Source organism: Sphingomonas cellulosilytica (assembly GCF_052321755.1).
In the GTDB taxonomy this organism is placed as follows: Bacteria; Pseudomonadota; Alphaproteobacteria; order Sphingomonadales; family Sphingomonadaceae; genus Sphingomonas.
The window spans coordinates 24,113-45,185 of sequence record NZ_JBQRTT010000008.1; the positions used below are offsets into that span (position 1 = coordinate 24,113).

The 21,073-nt window shown below is 67.9% G+C and carries 9 protein-coding genes and 1 riboswitch; of the genes, 7 read left to right on the forward strand and 2 right to left on the reverse strand.

Features of this window, described 5'->3' with window-relative positions; all coding sequences use genetic code 11:
• Positions 1-215: 215 nt before the first annotated feature.
• The 5 genes from ACTZQ5_RS12300 to ACTZQ5_RS12320 are packed head-to-tail and all read left to right on the forward strand — an operon-like array spanning position 216 to position 12,184.
• Positions 216-1,685 (forward strand): hypothetical protein, encoded by a 1,470-nt coding sequence (locus ACTZQ5_RS12300; RefSeq protein WP_443585476.1) that lies wholly within the window; start codon positions 216-218, stop codon positions 1,683-1,685.
• Positions 1,682-2,581: a DUF58 domain-containing protein gene (locus ACTZQ5_RS12305; RefSeq protein ID WP_443585477.1), complete on the forward strand. Its 900-nt coding sequence runs from the start codon at positions 1,682-1,684 to the stop codon at positions 2,579-2,581. Before ACTZQ5_RS12300 ends, ACTZQ5_RS12305 begins: the two co-directional genes overlap by 4 nt.
• Positions 2,578-4,278, forward strand: coding sequence for a BatA domain-containing protein (locus tag ACTZQ5_RS12310; protein ID WP_443585478.1), 1,701 nt, complete (start codon positions 2,578-2,580; stop codon positions 4,276-4,278). Before ACTZQ5_RS12305 ends, ACTZQ5_RS12310 begins: the two co-directional genes overlap by 4 nt.
• Positions 4,279-4,283: 5 nt before the next feature.
• Positions 4,284-6,743, forward strand: a complete 2,460-nt coding sequence (locus tag ACTZQ5_RS12315) for a VWA domain-containing protein (RefSeq protein ID WP_443585479.1) — start codon at positions 4,284-4,286, stop codon at positions 6,741-6,743.
• 8 nt (positions 6,744-6,751) lie between these two features.
• Positions 6,752-12,184 carry a tetratricopeptide repeat protein gene (locus ACTZQ5_RS12320; RefSeq protein ID WP_443585480.1) on the forward strand — a complete coding sequence of 1,811 codons (5,433 nt, stop codon included), beginning with the start codon at positions 6,752-6,754 and terminating at the stop codon, positions 12,182-12,184.
• A gap of 71 nt (positions 12,185-12,255) precedes the next feature.
• Here the strand turns inward: ACTZQ5_RS12320 and ACTZQ5_RS12325 are convergent, their stop codons facing one another.
• Complete coding sequence (locus ACTZQ5_RS12325) at positions 12,256-13,284, reverse strand: methionine synthase (RefSeq protein WP_443585481.1); 1,029 nt, start codon at positions 13,282-13,284, stop codon at positions 12,256-12,258.
• Between the two features lie 31 nt (positions 13,285-13,315).
• Positions 13,316-14,302, reverse strand: a complete 987-nt coding sequence (locus ACTZQ5_RS12330) for a DUF1852 domain-containing protein (RefSeq protein ID WP_443585482.1) — start codon at positions 14,300-14,302, stop codon at positions 13,316-13,318.
• Positions 14,303-14,434: 132 nt separating this feature from the next.
• Positions 14,435-14,658: riboswitch (cobalamin riboswitch) on the reverse strand.
• Positions 14,659-14,864: 206 nt separating this feature from the next.
• Between ACTZQ5_RS12330 and ACTZQ5_RS12335 the strand changes: the two genes are divergently transcribed.
• Entirely contained in the window at positions 14,865-18,038 is a 3,174-nt protein-coding gene (locus tag ACTZQ5_RS12335) for a TonB-dependent receptor domain-containing protein (protein WP_443585483.1), read from the forward strand.
• Between the two features lie 31 nt (positions 18,039-18,069).
• Positions 18,070-20,952, forward strand: coding sequence for a M16 family metallopeptidase (locus tag ACTZQ5_RS12340; RefSeq protein WP_443585484.1), 2,883 nt, complete (start codon positions 18,070-18,072; stop codon positions 20,950-20,952).
• Positions 20,953-21,073 lie beyond the last annotated feature (121 nt).

Sequence of the window (21,073 nt, forward strand, 5' to 3'; positions counted from 1 at the left end):
TGAGATCGGACTTGCCGACACGCCCCCCCGCTTGGTGCCCGAAAAGGGGTGGGCGGATGATGATTGGCCCCATGCCCCATCCATCGATGCCGGGATCGAACACCCGGCCTCTTTTGGATTTCGCCTCTTTCAACGTCGCATGCGCAGCGAAGCGCACTGCAAGCTCCGTGCAAGTTAGCCGGGCTAACGGGTGAGCGGAACAATTGGGCCGTGCAATGAATCCGAGTTCGACGATCTCCGTTACGGCATTCGAGCGGACACTCGATCGGATCGAGGCGCGTGGACGGAAACACCTGAGGCTGGTGGCCGATCATCGGGCAGCGATCCGCGTGATCGGGATAGTCGCGCCGACGGCGCTGGCCTGTGCGCTCGTGCTGCTCGCCATCCGGATGACGGATCTGATGGCGCCGCTCGCCCTGGCCGGGCTAGGGCTGCTCGTGCCGGTCATCGTTGGCGCGGTGGTGTTCGCGCTGGTGCGGCGTGGCGGTCAGACCCGGGTTGACGCACTGGCACTGGTGGACGCGCGATTGGCGTTGAAGAACCGAGCGGAAACCAGCGACGAATTCCTGCGCCTGGCCGCACGCGACGGCTTTCACGAGGCGGCACTGCTGGAGGCGCAAGGCTTTATCGATCGCGCCGCGGACGCGCCGCTCCCCGGCCCGAGCGGTCCGGTTCGTCCGAGCCGTGCGCAGTGGCTGATGCTGGTCGCGGCGGTGTCGATCATCGCGATCGCACTGCTGCCGGGTCGTGTGACTGGTGGTTCCGAAACATCTTCGGTTCGGTCGGATGCTGCGGTCGGAAAGCGGAGCGAGGGGACGGCGGGAGACCGCCGGTCGGCCCGAGATGTTGTGGGGGCCGACGGCACGCGTGCAGGCGGCGGCGACGCGGGTGTCGGATCGCCCGCGGCCCCCGTCGATCCAAGCCATGCGGAGGTGGCAGGGGGCGCGAAACCGGATGCGCGTGAGGCGGGTTCGAACCAGGACTCCCAAGCGCAGCAGCAGCCAGGGAATGCATCTGCCGGTGCTTCGCCCGCAAGAGGTGAAGCGGCGGCGTCGGGAGGAAGCGCGCGACGGGACAGGCAGGAGCGCGTCGAGGCCGGACCAGGGGCGAGCGAAGCCGATCAATCGGCAAGCCGGGACGGAGGCGCTGCACCGCGTGACGCGTCCAGTGGCGATGCGGCAGGAGAGCAGGAGGGCGAGCGGGGCCGGCAATCTGCCACCGATGCGCGGTCGTCACGCAACATGCCCCTGCCGCCGCAGCCAGGCAGTGCGCCAAAGGGGCGGAGCGGTGCCGCGGCGCCGAATGTCGCTGCGGCCGGTAACGAGCAGCCGCAGCAGTCGCAGCAGAAGCCGGGGCAGCAGACCAGCAATGGGGGGCGGCAGAGCGGACAAGGCAGCGGACGCAGTTCGGGCAAGGACGCGCTGAAGCACACTCGCGGCATCGGCGCGCTGCTGCTCGCGGTGCCGATGGAGGATCGTTTGATAGGAACGGTCAATACCGGCGCGGCACGCAGCACGACGCGTGCCGCCCAACTGCGCGGTGCTCCCGATCCAGGCGCCATCGCCGCTCAAGAGCGTGGACAGCAGGAGGGCGACAGCGGCCGAATCGGCCATCAACCGGCATCGCTGCACGACAAGACACTGGTGCGGCGCTACTTCGATCGTGATGCGGGGCGCGCACGATGAATGCGAAGCCAACGTTCGGCGAATTGTTCGACCCGTCCTTCCTGGAACGATTGGGCGCGCTGTCGCTGCGCATCGGACTGGCGCAGAAGGGGGGGCGACTCGCCGATCAGCGGACCCCGGCGCGCGGGCAGGGCTCTGATTTTGCCGACTTCAAGCCCTATGTCGCCGGCGACGACCTGCGTGCGATCGACTGGAACATCTATCGGCGCTTGGGCAAGACGTTCGTGCGCGTGTTCGAGGAACGGCAGGATCTGCCCGTGTATCTGCTGGTCGATGCGTCACCCAGCATGTATGTCGAAACCCCGCCGCGGATCGCCGCCGCCCTGCGCACCGCACTGGCGATCGGTGCGGTGGCGTTGCAGCAGCATGACTCGATCCATCTGCTGACCTTTGCCGACGACCTGACGCTGCACTTGCGCAACCTGACCGGCAAGGCGGCGGTGGCGCGGCTGGCGCAGGCGTTGGCAGGGACGACGGGGGGGCAGCGCAGCGGCCTCGCCGCGGCGCTGCGCCGGCTGGCGGGCATGCGCGTACGGCACGGGCTGGTGGTCGTCATCTCGGACTTCTTCGACGACGAGGGTGCGGCAGCGACGGTCGCCGCGATGGGCGCTCTGCCGCACCGGCTGCTGTTGGTGCAGCTGGTACGGCTCCATGATGCAAACCCGGCGTTGAACCCCGATCTGGCGGGCGATGTGACGATCGACGACGGCGAACGGCAGTTGCCGCTGTCGATCACACCGGCAACGCTGGAACGGTATCGCGCGCTCTATGCAGAATTCGCCACGACGCTGACCGGTTTCGCGCATGCACGCGGCGCCGGGATGGTTCGGCTGGACGCGAACCGCGACGTGCTGGATCAGCTCGTTCCCCTGCTCGCGGGCGGACGGTCGCTATGAGCTTCGCCAACCTTCCGCTGTGGGCGGTGATAGCCGGCGTACCGGTGCTTGCCGGTGCGCTGTACCTGCTGCAGCGGTTGCGCAGCCAGCGGCGCGTCGTCGCCTTCGCCGCGACACCGCTGTGGGAGCAGGTGACCCGCGATCCGATGTTGCGCATCCGCGGGCCGCGCTTTCGCTATTGGACATCCTATGCACTGTCGCTGGCGCTGGTGCTGCCGCTGTGGTTCGCCTTTGCCGGCCCGATCCTGAACGCTGCCGCCGGGGGGCGGGGTTTTCGGCTGTTCTATCTCGATAACTCCGCGGTGCTGGCCGGCAACATGGCGGCGGCCAAGCGTGCGCTGCTGGCGGATGTGCGCGGTGTCGCACCATCACGGCGGGCGGTGTTCCTGGGCGACGCCACGGCGACGCAGTTGCTGGCGCCGGGTGAGAGCACGTCATTGCTGGCGGCGCGGCTGGACCGGATCGATGCCGATCCCCGCCCATCCAGCCTCGGCGGGTGGATCGCGGAACGCGTGGCCCGCACGCCGGGCGCACCGATGCCCGCCGTCTCTTATTACGGCGGCTGGGGGGCAGTGGAGGCCAGCGGTGCGGCGCATCTGCGCTACGGCTATCTGGCGAAGCCGGTGCCGGACAATCGGGGCATCGTAGCGCTGGGTGCCTCACCTGCGGCGTCGGGCCGGTGGAGCAAGGCGGATGTGCTGGTCGCGTTCGCCGGACCCGGGAACCGGCCGCCGGGAATAGACGACTTTTCCATCACGCGTGGTGGCCGGCCGATCGTTCCGGCCGGCATCGTGCCAGCAGGCGCGGGCCGGTTTCTGCTGCGTGACGTGGATGCGGACGGCGATCTCCTGACCGTGGCCCTGCGGCGGCACGACGGCTTTCCCGCCGACGACCGTGCGGCCGTCCGGCTGCCCGATCGCCACGTGATCCGCATCGCGCTCTCGTCCACCACCCCGCCCACGATCCGTGCCGTGATCGCCCACGACGACGCGTTCGCGATCGTGGCGCCGGACGAGGCGCAGGTGGTGGTGCGCCGCGCCGGCGAGGCGTTCGGGGGTGATCGCCCCAGCCTGACACTGGCGCCGGTCGGCAAGGCTGCGGAGACGTTCCTGTTTTCGGGACCTGCGGAGGAACGCCGCGATCTGGCAGCGCGGCTGGACGATTACGGTCTGGCGCAGATCGACGCCGCGATGCTGGCCGACCAGATGCATCGGCCGATCAGCGTCGACGTCGCAGATGCATCCCGGCGCGCCGTTCGCGTGTGGGCGCCGCTTTTCGACTCAGGTTCGTCCTTCGCCAAGACGCCGGGCATGCCGCTCTTCGTGTCGCGTGCGCTGCGTTGGCTGGCGGGCGAGCAAGGTTGGATCCCCTATGCCAAGGCCGGGTGGCCGTTGCCCGCAGTGTCGGCGATGACCGACTGGCCGGGCAGCACGCCAGGTGCGGACCGGGGGCTGGGCGGGCAGATCTTTGCGGACGATGCCGGCGTGCTGCACCTGAAGGACCGCCGGATCGCAGTCGCGCTCACCGACCGCGCCACCACCCTGGGTGTGGCGGCGGTCCCGCCCGTGGGGATGCCGGTGGGCGAGGGGCGTTCCGCACTGCTGCCGCACGATGCGCCGTACGCGCTGCTGATGCTGCTCGCCATCCTGCTGCTGGCGGGCGAGTGGATCGCCTATCAACGCCATCGGATGCCCTGATCGCGATGTCCCTGACCTTTTTCTATCCGCAGGCGGGTTGGCTGCTCCTGCTGCTGCCGTTGCTGTGGTGGGTAGCCCCTTCGGGGCGGCCGGCGCATGCGGTGTTGCGGGCAGGGACGTTCCTGTGCCTGATCGCCGGACTTGCGCAGCCCAGCCTGATCTATCGCCGGGGCACCGCCCCCCAGATATATGTCGTCGACCAGCGCGACGACCTGAGTGCGGGGGCGCGCACCCAGATACGCAAGGCGCTTGCGCGGCGGCTGGCCGAGGCCCCTCACGCGCGGCGGTTGCTGATACAGCTGGGTGGCGCGCCGATTGTCGCTGCGGTGGATACGCGCAATGTCCTGCCTGGCGGATCGCTGACGCCGGGATTGGCGCGCGCGCTGCAATCGCTGCCGATCGGGGCGGGCGGGATCACGCTCATCACCGACGGGCGCTCGACCGACCGCCATTGGGAGCGGCAGGTGGCGGCGATGGTCCGCCGCGGCATCCCCGTCGACACGATCCGCATCGAAGATCCGGCGCGGCGCGCGTTCATCGGCGACGTTCGTCCGGCGGCGGTGCGCGTCGGCGAGCAGGCCGTGGTGCGCGTGGCGGTGCAGGGCGACGGGCGGCCGCACCGGCTGTCGCTGACCAGCGGGGGCCGTACGCTGGCGAGCGGGATGGTGCAGGCCGACGGACCCGCCGAGGTCGCGTTGCGCTTTCCCGCCGAGCGTGCGGGCTTCGTGCCGCTCCGCGTCAGGATGGACGGCGTGGACGCAGCAGGGGGAACGATCGACACGGTGCTGGCGGTGCAGGACCCTCTGCCGCTGCTGTATCTGGGCGCGCGTCGGACGGGCGCCGTGCCGCTGTTGCAGCGGCTACTGGGCCGTGGTTTCCGCGTCGACGCGCGGGATCCGGCCGCGATCGGCGATGTCGCACGCTATCCCCTGGTCATGCTGGACGACGTGCCCGCAAACCGGTTGCCCACGCACGATCAGCGCCGACTGAGCCGGGCGGTGGCGGGCGACGATGTCGGCCTGCTGGTGACGGGCGGCCAGACGGTGTTCGGTGCGGGGGGCTATGCCGGCGCACCGCTGGGGGCTGCCCTGCCCGTCCTGCCGCTGCCGGAGGAGAAGGTGGAGGAGCCCGGCGTCGGCGTGGTCATCGTGGTCGACACCTCCGGTTCGATGCATGGAGACCGGCTGGACAACGCCAAGCAGATGGCGCGGCGTATCCTGGACAAACTGAAGCCGACCGACCAGTTCGGCGTACTGGAATTTTACGGCGCGCGGCAATGGACGGTGCCGTTGCAGCCCGTGACGGACCGCGAGGCGAACGGGCGGGCAATCGCGCGGTTGCAGGCGCAGGGCAGTGACGACCTGCTGCCCGCGCTGGAGGATGCCTTTTACGCGCTGAAGGGCGTCAACACGCGCTACAAGAACATCGTCGTCATCACGGACGGTGAACTGCAACCCAATCGGTACGACCAGTTGCTGCGGCAGATCGCGCAGGACCGCGTCAACGTGTCGACGATCCTGACCGGCGACGACGCGGCAGCCACCGAGATGATGGCACGCTGGGCGCGCAACGGCCATGGCCGGTTTTATGCGGTACCCGACGAATTCAGTCTGGTCTCGATCGATTTCAAGCAGCCGCAGATCAAGCCGCAACCGGACCACCAGCCGGGCGCCAAGGCACTGCGCGACACCTCCGGCGCGATGTGGTGGCGCGACGCGGGCATCGCCGCGATTCCGCCGCTGAGCGGCTACACCCGGGTGCGGGCGCGACCGGATGCCGAGACACTGCTCGCGACAGAATCGGGCGATCCGATCCTGGTGAGCTGGCTGTACGGGGGCGGTCGGGTGAGCGCGATGATGACGGAGCCGCTGGGCGAGGGGTCCCTCAGCTGGCGCTCCTGGAAGCAGTATGGCCAGTGGCTGGCGCGGCTGGCGAGTATGACGGCGCGCCAGCGGCCGGACATGACGGTGAACGTGACGCGGCGATTCGACCATGTCGCTATCGCTGCGCAGAGGCTGGACGGACGCGCAGGGCCCGTGCCCCACCTGCGCCTGATGAGGGCCGACGGCGCTGCGCCGGAGCGGCCGATCGCGCTGGAGGCGCGGGCCCCGGGGCTGTTCGTCGCCGACATGGCGGTCGCAAACGATCGACCGGTGCTGATCGAGGCGGAGGATGGACATAGCGGCGTGATCCGCATCGCGGAGCGCGGCCGATCCGACATCGCCGCTGCGGGCGCGGTCCTGCCGGCGCGCGCGATGCCTCTTGCCCGGCTGTCCGAGCTGACCGGGGGGCGATATCAGGATGGCGCGACGGGAGATGGCAACCAGCCCCCCGCACGACCCGGCGGGTTGGCGGCGGCGGACCTGTGGCCGTGGCTGACGCTGCTGGGCATGCTGCTCTACCTTTGCGATCTTTTCTACAGGCGGTCGCCCGCACGCCATGTCCGGCGCACGACCTCAGCATGATGACTGCCATGACCCCTTATCGCACCTTCGTCCTTGCGCTGATGCTCGGCGTGTCGTTCCCCACCGGTACGTATGCGGCGGTCCCGGCCGCAGAGGCGGCGGACGCCGCGCTGGCGGCCCTGATCGCGGCGCCGCGGCTGGATGCGGCAGCGGTGGGTCGGCTGTACGACCGGACGCTGCCTTCGGGCGAGGTCGGAGCGCTCCATGCCCGTCTGGACGCCATGGCGCGTGCAGAGGCCCAGGGCGACCGGCGCGCCCGCATCCTGTTGTTGAACGCAGCGCTGTTCTGGCGGGAAGGCGACCGCACCGACGCGCTCGCAGCCACCGATGCGGCGATCACCGCGTCCCCCGGCACCGACGCCTACATGGTGCGTGGTGAGCTGACCGAGATCACCGATGCAGGCGCGGCGGCAAACTGGTACCGCAAGGCGCGGGATAGTTCGACGGTCGCCGCGGAGCGCCTGCGCCTGGGACTGCGCATCGCGCTGATCGCGGGACTGGCGAACCCGGATGCGCTGGTGGCCTTCGCCAAGTCGCAGCCGGAGGCGAGCCGTGGCGGCATGGCAACGGTGGTGGCGCTGCTGGGCAAGCCCGCAGCGGCGCTGGCGCTGGATCCGGCTGGCAATTCGGGCGGACTGACGGGTGCGCTGCGCGATGCGGAATGGGCCGCGGCGGCGGCCGATGGGGAGAGTACGCGCCGCGCGGCGTGGCGTGCCTATACGTTGGCCAAGGATCCCCGCGACCGGAACTATGCGCTGGCGCTGCTGGTGGAGGGATTCCGCGCAGCAGGGGACATGACGGCCGCGGACGCGTTCCTGGCGTCGAAACCCCAAACGGCCGACATCGAGGCCGCGCGTGCCGACATATTGTTGGAGGCGGGGCGCAACGCAGATGCCATCGCGCTGGTTCGCGGGTCCCGCGATCCCGCGTTGCGAGATCGGCTGATCGGCATATTGAACCTGGCGGGTGACAGGGCCGGCGGCGTCGCCGAGTATCGCCGGCGCATCGCGACGACCCCGCAGGCGATCGATGCCTACGTCGGGCTGGCGGCGATGTACCTGGGCCGCGGCGAGGAGGCGGAGGCCAAAGCGGTCTTCCGCGAGCTGTTCGCCGCGAACAGGGGGCGGACCGAGGTGCTGACCGCGGCGGGACGGCAGATGGTCGCGATGGGGCTGGGCGACGATGCGATCGCCATGATGCGAACCGATGGGTCGACCGCGGCAGGGAACGTCACGCAATTGTTCCTGTTCCGGAGCTATCTGGACCAGGGGAAGACTGCGGAAGCCGAGGCCGCACTGGCCGCGCTCGCGGCGAACGCGCCTTCGGCGGCGGTGATGGCCGAGATCGCCGATGGGTACGACCTGCTGCAACAGCCTGACAAGGCGCTGAACATGTTGCATCGGCTGGAAGCGCGCGGCGCGCTCGACTACGACCGGTCGGTGCAGGCCGCCCAGCTGGCCGCGAGTGCCGGGCAGACGGAGGAAGCGCTCCGCCGCTGGATGGCGGTGCGGCAAGCGGCGACGTTGCCCGCACGGCGCAGCTATGCCGAGAAGCGGATCACCGCGCTTGCGAACGACGCGGGGCGGATCGACGCGCTGGCGCGCGACAGCGAAGCGAGGTTAGCCGCAGGCACGGCGCAACCCGATGAGATCGATTTCCTGGTCTCGCTGCGGCTGGCCCAGGGCGACCGCACGGGCGCGCTGTCCGCGGTCCGCCGCTACGCGGGCGCAACGAAGCAAGGCGAGGTCGCGGCGCTGCGTCAGCAGGCGCAAATCTTCGCACGGCTGAAGGATTACGATGCCTTGCAGGTGACGCTGCGCCGGCTGGTGACGGCCGATCCCGCTCATCGCGACGATTACCTGCGCCAGTTGACCTTGACCGCCGTGCGCTACGGCGAAGGCACCGGAGATGCAAAGCGCGCGGAACTCGAGCGGCTGATGGCAAGCTTCGATGATGCCGCGCCCGAATTCCGTGGTGCGGTCTATGCGCTGGCGGGGTTGGGCGGCGCCGCATTGGACCAGTATCGTAGCGCGTTGGCGGCAGATCCGGGGAGCGGCGACGCGCTCACGCGCTTTGCCGATGCGCTGCGCAAGCAGGGGCGCGGGAGCGAAGCGGCGACGGTGCTGCAATTCGCCGTGGAAACCGCCGGCAGCGACGATGCCGCTGCGGCCGGGCTGGACGGGATGCTGGACCTCGCCGATCCGGGCAGCGGCGGGCGGGACCAAATCGGGCCGGCGCGTCTCGCGGCCCTGCAATGGGTGGAGCGCCGCGCGTTGGAGCGGATCGCGAAATCGGGTGCCGATGCGCGATTGAGCGGAATCCTGGTGGATCTGGCCGAGATGTCGGGCGACGCCGCGCTGGAGGTGCGCACCTACGAATCGTCGCTGCCGGGGGCCGGGGGACAGCGCCCCTACGCGCTACGCCAGCTGCTGATGCTGACCGGGCCTGTCGACGGTGGCGAAGGTGCCGCCGCGGTGACGCTGGACGAGCCGCAGCGCAGGCTTCGCTACATGCGCCGGCTGCTCGCGCTGCGTCAGCCTTATCCCCCCGAATTCTATGGTTCGGTTGCCGTCGCGATGTTGAAAGCGGGCGATCGGGCCGGTGCGGAGCGCGCGTTCGCGCTGATGAGCAATGGGGGCCTGGTCAACGTCGATGAGGTTCGCGGACGCGCTTATGCCGCGGCGGGGCTGAAGGACGCGGCGCTGGCGGCGATGGGGCTGGCGCTCGCACGCGACCAGGACAATCTGAACCTGCTCGTCGATACGTCGATCCTGCGCGAACAGAACGGCGAACCGGCGCTGGCGTTTCGTTGGTATTGGCGCGGGCTGACGCGTGTCATCGCACGGCAGGCGGAGGGCGCGCGCAACGCCGCGGACCAGGCGTTCGACATCGACAAGTTCGGGGCCACGCTGACCGAGGGTGCGCTGCTCAACTGGCGTGCCGCCGGGCCGCAGGGCGATGCGGCGATCGTGGCGCTTCAGGGCATGTTCGATACCGCGGTGGCCCCGATCGACACGAAGGCGCCGGGAACGCTGCTCGACCATGCGCGCCTCGCCTCCATCGTCGACCTGGGCCGGCGGGTACGCTCCGCGCAGCTGGACAGTGGCCGGTTGGCGGATTGGGACGCAGCGCTGGCGCCGCTCTTCGGAAAGGATATCGCCTATCAGCGCCAGAGCGCGTTGTTCCGCGACCTGGAGGGGGTGCGCGGGGCCGCGGTGCCCGGCTGGTCCGATCGCGGCGCCGCGATGCTGTTCGTGCAGGCGCGAGACAGCGGCAATGCCGCACTGGCCATGGCGCTGGCGATCCGCGCGGGCGACATGGACATGGCGCGGACCACGCTGGAGGATCAGTTCCGTTCGGACCAGGCCTGGCAGGTAGCGGCGGAGAAGAAGCAGGCGATCGGCGGCATGCCGCCCGACCTGTCGCAACTGATCGGCCAGGCGGTACGCGGCCTGTCACCCGAGCAGATCCGGGCCGTCGTCGTTCCCGTGGTGACGGGCATGGCCAATGGCGAGGCCGCGCTGTTCGACCTGTACCGCGCGCAGCCCGAGCTTTATGCGCGGCTGGGCGCGGCGATGGGACGTGCGCCGATCGCGGAGGCGCGGCTGCTCGACCTGCTGAACACGCGCGCCAACGACCGGATCGGATGGAGCGCCGCAGTGGGCGCCTATTGGGGCGGAGACTGGATGCCGGGTGACTTCACCACGGAGCAACAGCTCGACCTGTACGACCGACTGACCACGCGGATGGAAGGTGGCGCGGTCCCTTCGCCGCTGGCCACCGGGGTGCTGCGGACACTGCTGGCGCATCCGCTGTCCCCGGCGCAGGCGATACGGCTTGCGGCGATCCTGCACCGCGACGTCGCCTACATCCGCGATCCGCGCGAGCGCAGCATCGCGCCCGTCCTGCCCCACCTGCTGTTGCCGGACACGCTGCTCGCCAACCGCGCGCTGCTGATGGCTGCGGTGGAGCAGGCGAACGGCACATATCCCGATGCGGCGGAACTCGCTCCCTTCCTGACCGCGTGGTTCACGGGCGATGCGGCAGGGGCGATGCAGCATCTTCAGGCGCTGGAAAGCGGGCTGGCGGCAACGCCGCAGCTGGAAAACGCGATAGATATATTCCGTAATCGGCAGGCCGCGCAGGACCGGCAGCGCAAGATCGACGCGGTGATGAAGGCCGTGAAACCGACGCCGGAACAGATGACGGCGCTATACAACGATGTCATCATGGGGGCGGCTGGCAATCTGCCGCAGCGGCAGGTGCTGGACTACTCGCGACGCCTGATCGCGCTGGACCCGGACAGGGCAGCCTATCGCACCGCGCCGCTCGATTTCTATCGGCAGAACGGCGACGGCGAACTGCTCGTGGGGCTGCTGCGTCCCTATGTGGACCAGCACAAGGGCGATACGCGGGCTGCGGCCGCGCTGGCGCTCGCCTATCGCCTGATCGGCGACCGCGCGGAGGCGGACTCGGTGATCGCGCGCAGCCAGCTGAAGCTGGATGATCCGGCATGGATGCAGGTGCAGATGGCGGCGGACGGGGGTGCCGGCGTCGATTTCGCCGCGCTGCTGGGCGGCGTATTCGAGCGCTACAGCGCCGCCTATCCGGACGATCCTGCCGTTCAGGCCGTCCTGCACGCCCGCGGTCAGACCGGCGATGCCTCTGCCCCCCTTGTCACGCTGCTCCTGCCGATGCTGACGGCGCAGAAGCGCGCGCCTGGAGACGTGCCGGGCATCGTTCGGGGATGGTGGCGCAACAATGTCGGCGACGAGGCAGCGCGCATGGGCGTGATGGGTGTGGTAGCCACACGGATAGCTGCGGGCGACCGCGTGCTGGCATCGATCTTCGCGCGCGCCGATGTCATGGCAGAGCTGTCGGCCGAGCTGGACGCTTTGTCGCCGGACGATCGTCACACCGCGCAGCCGGTATATGACATCGTTGCGCGCGGGTTGGTGGCAAGCGGTGAAGCGCCCGCCCGGCTGGATGAACTCAGCGCGCGCCTGCGTGCCGGTGAGATCACGGCGAACGATCTGCAGTTGCTCGCGACACTGGCCGATGTCGCGAGCAGCCCGCTGGACGGGGCAACGACGCAGGCGCTGCTCGACCGGCTCCCGCACTCGCCCGCGATGGGCGTTCGGGAGCGGGTGCGGCTGGCAGGCGTTCTGGGGCGTTCGGGGCAGGTGGAGCTTGCGATCGACCTGATGGTCGCGGCGCTGGACCAAGCCTCCTATCCGCTGACCACGCTGGACCGCGATGCGGGCGCTGGCACGGTGGTGGCTGCACTGCGGTCCTGGTCGGATCGCCCTGTCGCACGGCGCGCCTATGACGCGCTGGTGCAACGCGCGCGCCAGATCACCCTGGCGGATCCCGACAGTACGCTGGAAATTCCACCCTTTGAGGTGATCGCGACGCCGATCGCACAGGAGGCTGACGGCTGAAGGTGCGCGTCGCCGCCCAGGTGGCCGTCGCTATCCGGCCGGGTCACCGCTACACAGGCCCTCGTCGCTCGTCAGGCCGAAAGCTCCGCCCGCACGATCGCCGCGCCGGCGCTGAGTGCCCGCAGCTTGCCGCGCGCGACGTCGTGCGCCAGCGGCGCCATGCCGCAGTTGGTGGCGGGGTAGAGCTTGTCGGCGTCGACATAGCGCAAGGCCTTGCGCAGGGTGTCGGAGACCTGCTCCGGCGTTTCCACGGCGTCGGTCGCCACGTCGATCGCGCCGACCATCACCTTCTTGCCGCGGATCAGCTCGATCAGCTCCATCGGCACGCGCGCATTCTGGCATTCCAGCGACACGATATCGATCGTCGACTTCTGCAGGTTGGGGAAGGTCTGCTCATACTGGCGCCATTCCGAGCCCAGCGTCTTCTTCCAATCGGTATTGGCCTTGATCCCGTAGCCGTAGCAGATGTGCACCGCGGTTTCGGCGCGCAGCCCCTCCGCCGCTTTCTCCAGCGTGGCGATGCCCCAGTCGTTCGCTTCGTCGAAGAAGACGTTGAACGCGGGCTCGTCGAACTGGATGATGTCGACACCCGCCGCTTCCAGCTCGCGCGCCTCCTGGTTGAGGATCAGCGCGAATTCCCAGGCCAGTTTCTCGCGGCTGCGATAATGCGCGTCGTACAGGGTGTCGATCATCGTCATCGGGCCGGGCAGCGTCCATTTGATCGGCCCGTCGGTCTGCGCGCGAAGGTATCGGGCATCCTCGACGAACACCGGTTTCGGGCGGGAGACGGCGCTGACCACGGTCGGCACGCTCGCGTCATAGCGGTCGCGGATGCGGACGGTTTCGCGCTGCTGGAAGTCGACGCCGTCGAGATGCTCGATGAAGGTCGTCACGAAATGCTGGCGTGTCTGTTCGCCGTCGCCGACGATATCGATTCCGGCCCGGCGCTGGTCGTCGACCGCGAGGCGCAGCGCGTCGCGCTTGCCCGCCGCCAGCGCCTCGCCCTCCAGCTTCCACGGCGACCAGAGCGTTTCGGGCTGCGCGAGCCAGGCGGGTTTGGGCAGGCTGCCTGCGGTGGTGGTCGGCAACAAGGTCGTCATGTCGAAAAATACCTTTGTGGATCGCGGAAGGTCAGCGGGGGCAGCGTGCAGACCACCGATCGAGCGCCGCGGCATGCGGCTTGATGAAATGTTCCTCGGCGAAGCGGCCCTGCTCGATCGCCAGCCGGCTGCGTTCCTCGCGATCGTAGACGATGCGGGTCAGCGAATAATCCTGATAGGTGAGGCTGGGCCGATAGCGGGCGGCGGCGACCGAATTGGCGTTGTAGATTTCCGGCCGGTAGATCTTCTGGAAGGTTTCCATGGTGCTGATCGTGCCGGCCAGTTCCAGCGCGGTGTAATCGCCGATCAGGTCGCCGATATGGTAGAAGGCGAGCGGCGCGACGGCGTGGCGCGGCATGAAGTAGCGCACCGTCATGCCCATCTTCGCGAAATAGGCGTCGGTCGCGGAGACATCGTCGGTGCGATATTCCACGCCGAGGATGGGGTGCCCGTTCGTGGTCCGATGGTAGGTCCGGCTGCTCGACACGCTGAGGCAGATGACCGGCGGCTTGGCGAACCGTGTCCGATAGGCGGCCGAGTTCAGGAAGTGCTTGAACAGATTGCCGTGCAGATCGCCGAACCCTTCGGGTGCGCCGCCCTCCGGATGCCGGCGCAGGTGTTCGGGCAGCACGACGCTGAAGTCGTAGTCGCGGACGTATGACGAGAAGTTGTTGCCGACGATGCCGTCGATCCGCTCGCCGGTGGTCCGGTCGACGATGGTCGTCTGCAGGATCTCGATCAGCGGAAACGCGTCGGCGGGATCGGCGGCATCGATCGTCAGTGCCGCGGACAGGATCGTGAGTTCGACCGCGTAGCGGTTCCCTTCCGGATTGTCCCAATGCGCCAGCGAATTGAAGCGATTGTCGATCATCTGCAACGTGTTGCGCAAATTCTCCTGCCGGTTTGCGCCGCGCGCCAGATTGGCGAAATTGGTGGTGGTGCGCGTGTTGTCGGCGGGGCGATAGCCCTCGTCGAACGGGATGCTGCCGATCGTGAACGTGAAGCCGCTATTCGTCATGACTCACCTGCACTGTGCAGACGGGTGAGCCGCAGGATAGAGCGCGCGAGGCACGGGCAAGCCCGTGCCGACACGCACGTGTCGCGGACCTTGCGTCAAGCGCGATCCACCGGAGGAACCCCCGTCCGAGGAACGTTATGGCGTCGAAAGGCAGGTCTCCTGGCTCACGGGTCAATGCGGTGGTTCCGGCCTTCCCGAGCCTCTTGCGGAGGCTCAGTGACACGAAATGGGACCATCGCTCGCCGCTTACAGTTGCGGGGGCAGCGCCGGATTCCGCCCTGCAAGAGCGCCACCGGCTTCCCGTCTTAGCCCCGCCGTCACGCCTGAGGCGGGGAACCTCGACCCGCGCCTTCAACACCAGCCCGGCGGGACTGTCAATCGGGATATAAAGATTTCTTTATATGAGGTGCGGCGCTTGGTCGACCGATCTCCAGGTCCCCCGGTTCCCGCTGTCGCAAGATAATTTTCGATCCATGTTACGGGTTTGCGACACCCGATTGTCTTACCCAGGGCCGGGTATGTCCAAAACGGACGGCCGGCGCGGGAAATGGGGGAGCATCGCATGAGGGTTCGCGTCGCCATCGCACTGCTGGTCGGCACCAGTGCGCCGGCCATGGCTGCACAGGCACAGGCACAGGCATCAACGGCCACCGCCACGGCAAAGGTCCGCTTCAACATCCCGGCGGGCACGCTCAAGGCCGCGCTCGACGAATGGGCGGCGCAGTCCAAGCGCCAAATCATCTATTCGGCCGACGAGATCGCCGACGGCCGGACGAAGGGGTTCAAGGGCGTGGCGACGCCGGACCTCGTGCTGATCCGCCTGCTGTTGCAGACCGGCTTCTTCGCGCAGACGGACCCTTCGGGCGCGATCGCGATCATCAAGCGGCCCAAAGAGATCGCCTCGATGGATGCGACCCCCGACATCCTGGTGACGGGCCGGCGCGACTGGTCGCTGAACACGGGCATCGAGCGCACGGAAAACGACAGCCAGCCGTTCATCGTGCTGACGTCCGAGGATATCAAGCGCTCGGGCGCGCCGGATCTGGAGACGTTCCTGCGCAACCAGCTGACGGTGAACAACAGCGCGGGTACGGCCAGCCAGGCCGGGCTCGACAATCCGCTGAACCGCGAGGCGAGGGGGCTGTCGCAGGTCAACCTGCGCGGTCTCGGATCGCGCGAAACGCTGATCCTGGTCGACGGCCGCCGCCAGCCCGGCGTCAATCTGGGTAACGGGACGTTCGGCCAGGCGCAGATCACCGGTATTCCACTGGCGTCGATCGAGCGGATCGAGGTGCTCGCATCGTCCGCCTCCTCGATCTACGGCAGCGGCGCCAGCGGCGGTGCGATCAACATCGTGCTGAAGCATGCTTACTCCGGTGGCGAGCTGACCGCGACCTATTCGAACACCGACGATTTCGTGGCCGGTACGGGGCGAATCGACCTGTCGCTGGCGAAGACGCTGGAAGGCGGCCGGACCAACATCAGCTTCGGGGGCAATTGGCGCAAGGCGCTTCCCGTTCTGTACCGCGACCGTATCGGGATCCGTAACGACAATGTCGCCGAGACGATCCGGCTGACCGGCAAAAATCCGTTCGGCGCGATTATTCCACCCGGCGCCACCCCGAACTTCCGAAATCTCACCCGCAGCACGGACGGAAGGCCGGCGCCCTTGCGGCTCAAGCCACAATATGGCGGTGCCGTGCTGAGCAGCGGCATCGGCTATGTGCCTGAGGGGTACCGCGGGGTGCTGCTGGACGGCGTCACACCGCTACTGGCCAATATCGGCAGTATCAACCTGGAGGCACCGGCCGGCACGACGAACGGCGGTCTCGATGCACCACTGATCTACGGCGGCGAAAACTACAGCGGCCTGCTGACCGTCCGGCGTAACATGAACGACTGGATGACGCTTTACCTTCAGGGGCAATATAGCGAAAACCGGTCGGTCTCCTTCGTCAGTCGGGGCGCCAATATCGTCGATCTGGCGGCCAATGCGCCAAACAACCCGTTCACCACCCGAATCCAGGTTTTGGGGCCGAATTTCGGTGATATCCAGCGGTTCGACAACACCTTGAAGCAATGGAGTGTGGTAGGTGGCGGCATCTTCAAGCTGCCGTACGCATGGCAGGCCAATATCGACGTTTCATATGCGCGCAGCCGCTATACCATTCCGGACTACCCGCCGTTCGTGGCGCAATCGACGCGAGACGCATTGGCAGACGGAACGATCAATTATCTGCAGGATGTTACGGCCAATCCTTTTCCTGTCGTGTATAACACGGGCTTCAACTACAGAAACGCGCCGCAACTCTCGTCCAACCTGACGACGTCGCTGCGGCTGTCCGGGCCGTTGCCGATCAAGCTGCCGGGCGGCAAGATCCAGGTGACCGTGAACGGCGAACGGTCCGAGGACCGGCTGGGAGAAGCCGTCCGCTCGGCGGGTTTGTTCGGGTATTTCATCGCCTATCAGCCGAAGGCGAGCTACAAGCTCTGGTCAGGCTATGGCGAGGTCGCGTTTCCGATCATCTCACCAGCGAACGACATCCGGTTCGTCAAGTTGTTCGACATCCGCGTGTCGGGTCGCGGCGAATATTACGATGCCAGCGGCGCTTCCGAACTTTTCACGTGTTACGCCGGCCTCGCAATCCCTACCGCGGCGGACTATGCCGCCTGTCCTCCGGCAGGATATAAAAGTGGTGTGGGTGAATCGCAGCGATCCCACATCGACCCGATGGTCAGTTTCCGCTGGCAGCCGGTCGGCGACGTGATGTTCCGCGCCTCCTACGGCACCGGGTATCTGCCGCCGACGCTGACGCAGTTCAGCAAGCAAACCGGCCCGCTTGAGGTCACCCTCGTCGATCCATTGCGTGGGTTCGAGCGGGTCGAGAACGCCGACGGCTTCATCGAGGCGAGTTACGGCGGTAATCCCCAGGTGAAGCCGGAGACATCCAAAACGATTACGGCGGGTGTCATCCTGACGCCGCGTGTCATTCCGAACCTGCGCTTCTCAGCGGATTGGACGCGGATCACGAAGAGCAACAACTTTTTCGCGCCGATCGCGTTTCAGTATGCCGCGCGCTCCTTCAACGGCAAGCTGGAAGGCGCGACTGCCGAACTCTTCCGGTTCCTCGAACTCTATCCGGATCGCGTCAGACGTGGGCCGGCATCTGGTGGATATGCGGTCGGGCCTATCACCTACCTCGACCTGTCGCTCTCCAATTTCGTCGGGACGCGGGTGGAGTCCGTCGACTTTCAGCTGGATTATTGGTTCAACCTGTTTGGCGGGCGGGTCGACCTCCAAGGCGCAGCGACCTGGAACCGACAATTGGAAGTCGAAGGCTTCCCCGGAGAAATCGTGAGCTACCTGGGCGTGTCGGGCGGCCAGTCGGCCATCGCGGGCGGGTACGGCGCCTTGCCGTGGCGCGGGAACGCCACGGTTCGCTGGACTAAGAACTCCTTCTCCATCGGCGTTCAGACCTTAGTGTTCGACCGTTACTATCTGAACACCAAGCGCTCATATGACGATACGCAGGGATCGGCGTATGTTCCGGCGCAGACCTATCAGAACCTGATGGTGTCCTACGCCTACGACAACGGCATCACGTTGCGTGCGATCGTCAACAACGTGCTCGATAAGCGGCCGCCGCGCGACACCAGCAGCTCCCCGCTGTTCTACAGCCGGTACGGCGACCCGCTCGGGCGCAATTTCCAGCTGTCGGTCACCAAGGCGTTCTGACGTTGCCCGGTCCGCGATCGAGGTTGGGATGATGCTGCGTACGATGCTCCTGGCCGGCGCCGCGGCGGCGCTGGCGTTTCATCCCGTCGTGGCGGCGTCGCGATCGGCCCTGTCCCTTCATACGGAAGCGGCTGGGCCGGTGGCGCCCGCCGACCTCGCGGCGCTGGTGGCCGATTATACGATCCCGTACCAGAGCTTTACCCTGGCCAACGGGCTGCGGGTGATCGTGATGACCGATCGCTCCGCCCCGCTGGTCTACACCTCGATCATGTACGATGTCGGGTCGGCCGACGAGCCGGAGGGAAGGAGCGGCTTTGCGCATCTGTTCGAACATCTGATGTTCAACGGCAGCGAGAATGTGCCGGGCGATTATTTCGCCCCGCTCCGCAACGCCGGGGTGGTGGGCATCAACGGCACGACCAGCTACGATTATACGAAGTATCACGAAACGGTACCGACGGGCAGCCTCGATCGCGTGCTGTTCATGGAAGGCGACCGCATGGGCCACCTGCTCGGCGCGCTGACCCAGGCGACGCTCGACGAGCAGCGCGGCGTCGTCCAGAACGAGAAGCGCGAGAAGGACAACCTGCCGGGCAGCATCGGCGAGTATATGCTCCGCGCCGCCCTCTATCCCAAGGGGCATCCCTACGGCCATGCGCCCGTGGGGTCGATGAAGGACCTGAACGCCGCGTCGATCGAGGACGTGCGCCGCTGGTTCCGGGACCATTACGGCCCCAACAACGCGACGATGATCCTTGCCGGCGATATCGACCTCGCCACCGCGAAGGCGAAGGTCGATCGGTATTTCGGCGATATCCCGCGGGGCAGGGATGCGCCCCCGCCCACCGCTACGCCGCCGGTGCTGGCGGCGGCGATCGACCGGACGCTGACCGCTCCCGTCACGGAAACGACGATCCTGCGGGTGTGGCCGGGACCTGGCATCGGCAGTGCGGACGGCGCCGCGCTGTCCGCGGCGGCCGAACTGATGACCGGCATCGATGGCGCTCCGCTGGAGGAGGCGCTGGTCGAGCGGGACAAGCTGTTCTCCTGGATCGTCGCGCGCAACGACCAGACGCGTGGCGGCGCCGAATTCAGCATCCGCGGCGGCGTGCGTGAGGGGGTGGATCCGCAGGTCGCCGGGCGCGCGCTGGACACGCTGATCGCCGAATTCCTGCGGAGGCCGCCCGCCGCGGATGCACTGCGGCGCTACAAGAGCGCCTTCATCATCCCGACGATCCGCATCAACGAGGGAATGGAGGCGCGCGCCGACCTGCTGTTGCGGGCGGCGGTGTTCAGGGGATCGGCTGGTGCGTACAAGCAGGAACTGGAGCAGGCGCTGAACCTGACGCCCGGGGATGTTGCGGCTGCCGCCCGCAAGTGGCTGACCCGTCCCGGTTATCGGATGGTCATGACACCCGGTCCCCGCATGACGCCGCCGGGCGACGAGATCGCCGGTGCGGGCAGCGCCGCCACGGCGGCGGCCGCTGCGGCTGTCCCGCCTGTCGGCCGGCAGGCAGAGCCTCGTTCCGGCGCTCGTGGTGCGCTGCCCGCCATCGGCGAGCCCGGCAAGCTGCATTTCCCCGACATCCAGCACGCGGTGCTGAAGAACGGCATCCCCGTCGTCTACGTGCCGTCGCAAAGCCTGCCGTTCACGCAACTCATCCTCGCCTTTCCGGCCGGCAGGGTGGATGCGGCGGTCGACAAGCCGGAGGCGTTCGACTGGATGTTCAGCCTGCTCAACCAGGGCGCGGCGGGTCATGACCGGCATTGGTTCGATCAGCAGCGCGAATTGACCGGAGTCGACGTCGGCGGCGGTGCCGACGATGACGGGGTCCACTCTGCGCTGTTCGCCGGTGGGCCGACAGCCAGTTTCGGCCGGGTGCTGGACACGGCGATGATGATGCTGACGCAGCCGGATTTTCCTGTCGACCGGATCGAGGATCGGCGGCAGCAGAACCTGGCCGCGCTGGCGGCGGTGCCGACGTCCGCGCAGATGCTCGCCAATACGGCATTGGCGCGTGCGCTGGCGCCGGGGTCATCCGCGGCCAGGCTCGCCGCGATCCCGACGCCGGAACGGATCAAGAGCATTACGCGGGCCGACCTGCAGGCCGCGTTCCAGCGCTGGGTCCGGCCGCAGGGAGCCAGGATCTTCGTCGTGTCCAACGCGCCGCTGTCCACGCTGCTCCCGCAGATGAACGCGACGCTCGGCCGGTGGACGGGGGCCGATGCGCCTGCGGGCAAGCCGGTGCCGCGCGTTCTGCCGACCGCCAGCGCCTCGCCGCACATCGTGCTGATCGACATGCCCGAGGCGGTGCAGGCGAGCGTCACCGGCGGCCAGTTGCTGTCGATCCCCTACGGTGACGAGACGTTGATGGCACGGGTGGCGAACACGCCGCTGGCCGGGGAATTCCTGTCGCGGATCAACATGAACCTGCGGGAGGACAAGCATTGGTCCTATGGCGCGGTCGGCGCGTTCGAGAACGATCCGCTGATCTCGTCCTATGCCGTCGAGACGGAGATCCAGCCCGACAAGGTCGGCGCCGGCATCGCGGAGATACGCAGGGATGTGCAGGAGATCCTGTCGACCAGGCCGATCACGCAGCCGGAGTTCGCCGCGGCGGTCGAGAATCGGCTGCGCAAGCGCGTGGGCATGTATCGCACGAGCAGCGAGATGCTGCTGGGTGCAAAGCTGCTGTCGGACAAGGGATGGCCGGATGATTTCCACACCCGCTACGACGAACGTTTGAAGGCGCTGACGCTGGCGGGCGCCAATGCGGAACTGCGCAAGCTTCTCGATCCGGCGAAGTGGGTGTGGGTGGTCACCGGTAACGCCAAGGTGATCCGGCCCCAACTCGACATGCTGGGCCTCCCCGTCGAGGTGGTGACACCGGCGCAGGTCGTCGCGGGCACGTAAGCGTCCGATGCGAGATCGAGCGGCCGGTCGGCGCGGGCGAACCCGCGGCGTACAGATGCAGCCCTTCGTCGTCGCCGAGGGGCGGTGCGCCCGCCGCCTTCAACGACGACGACAGGCGCCC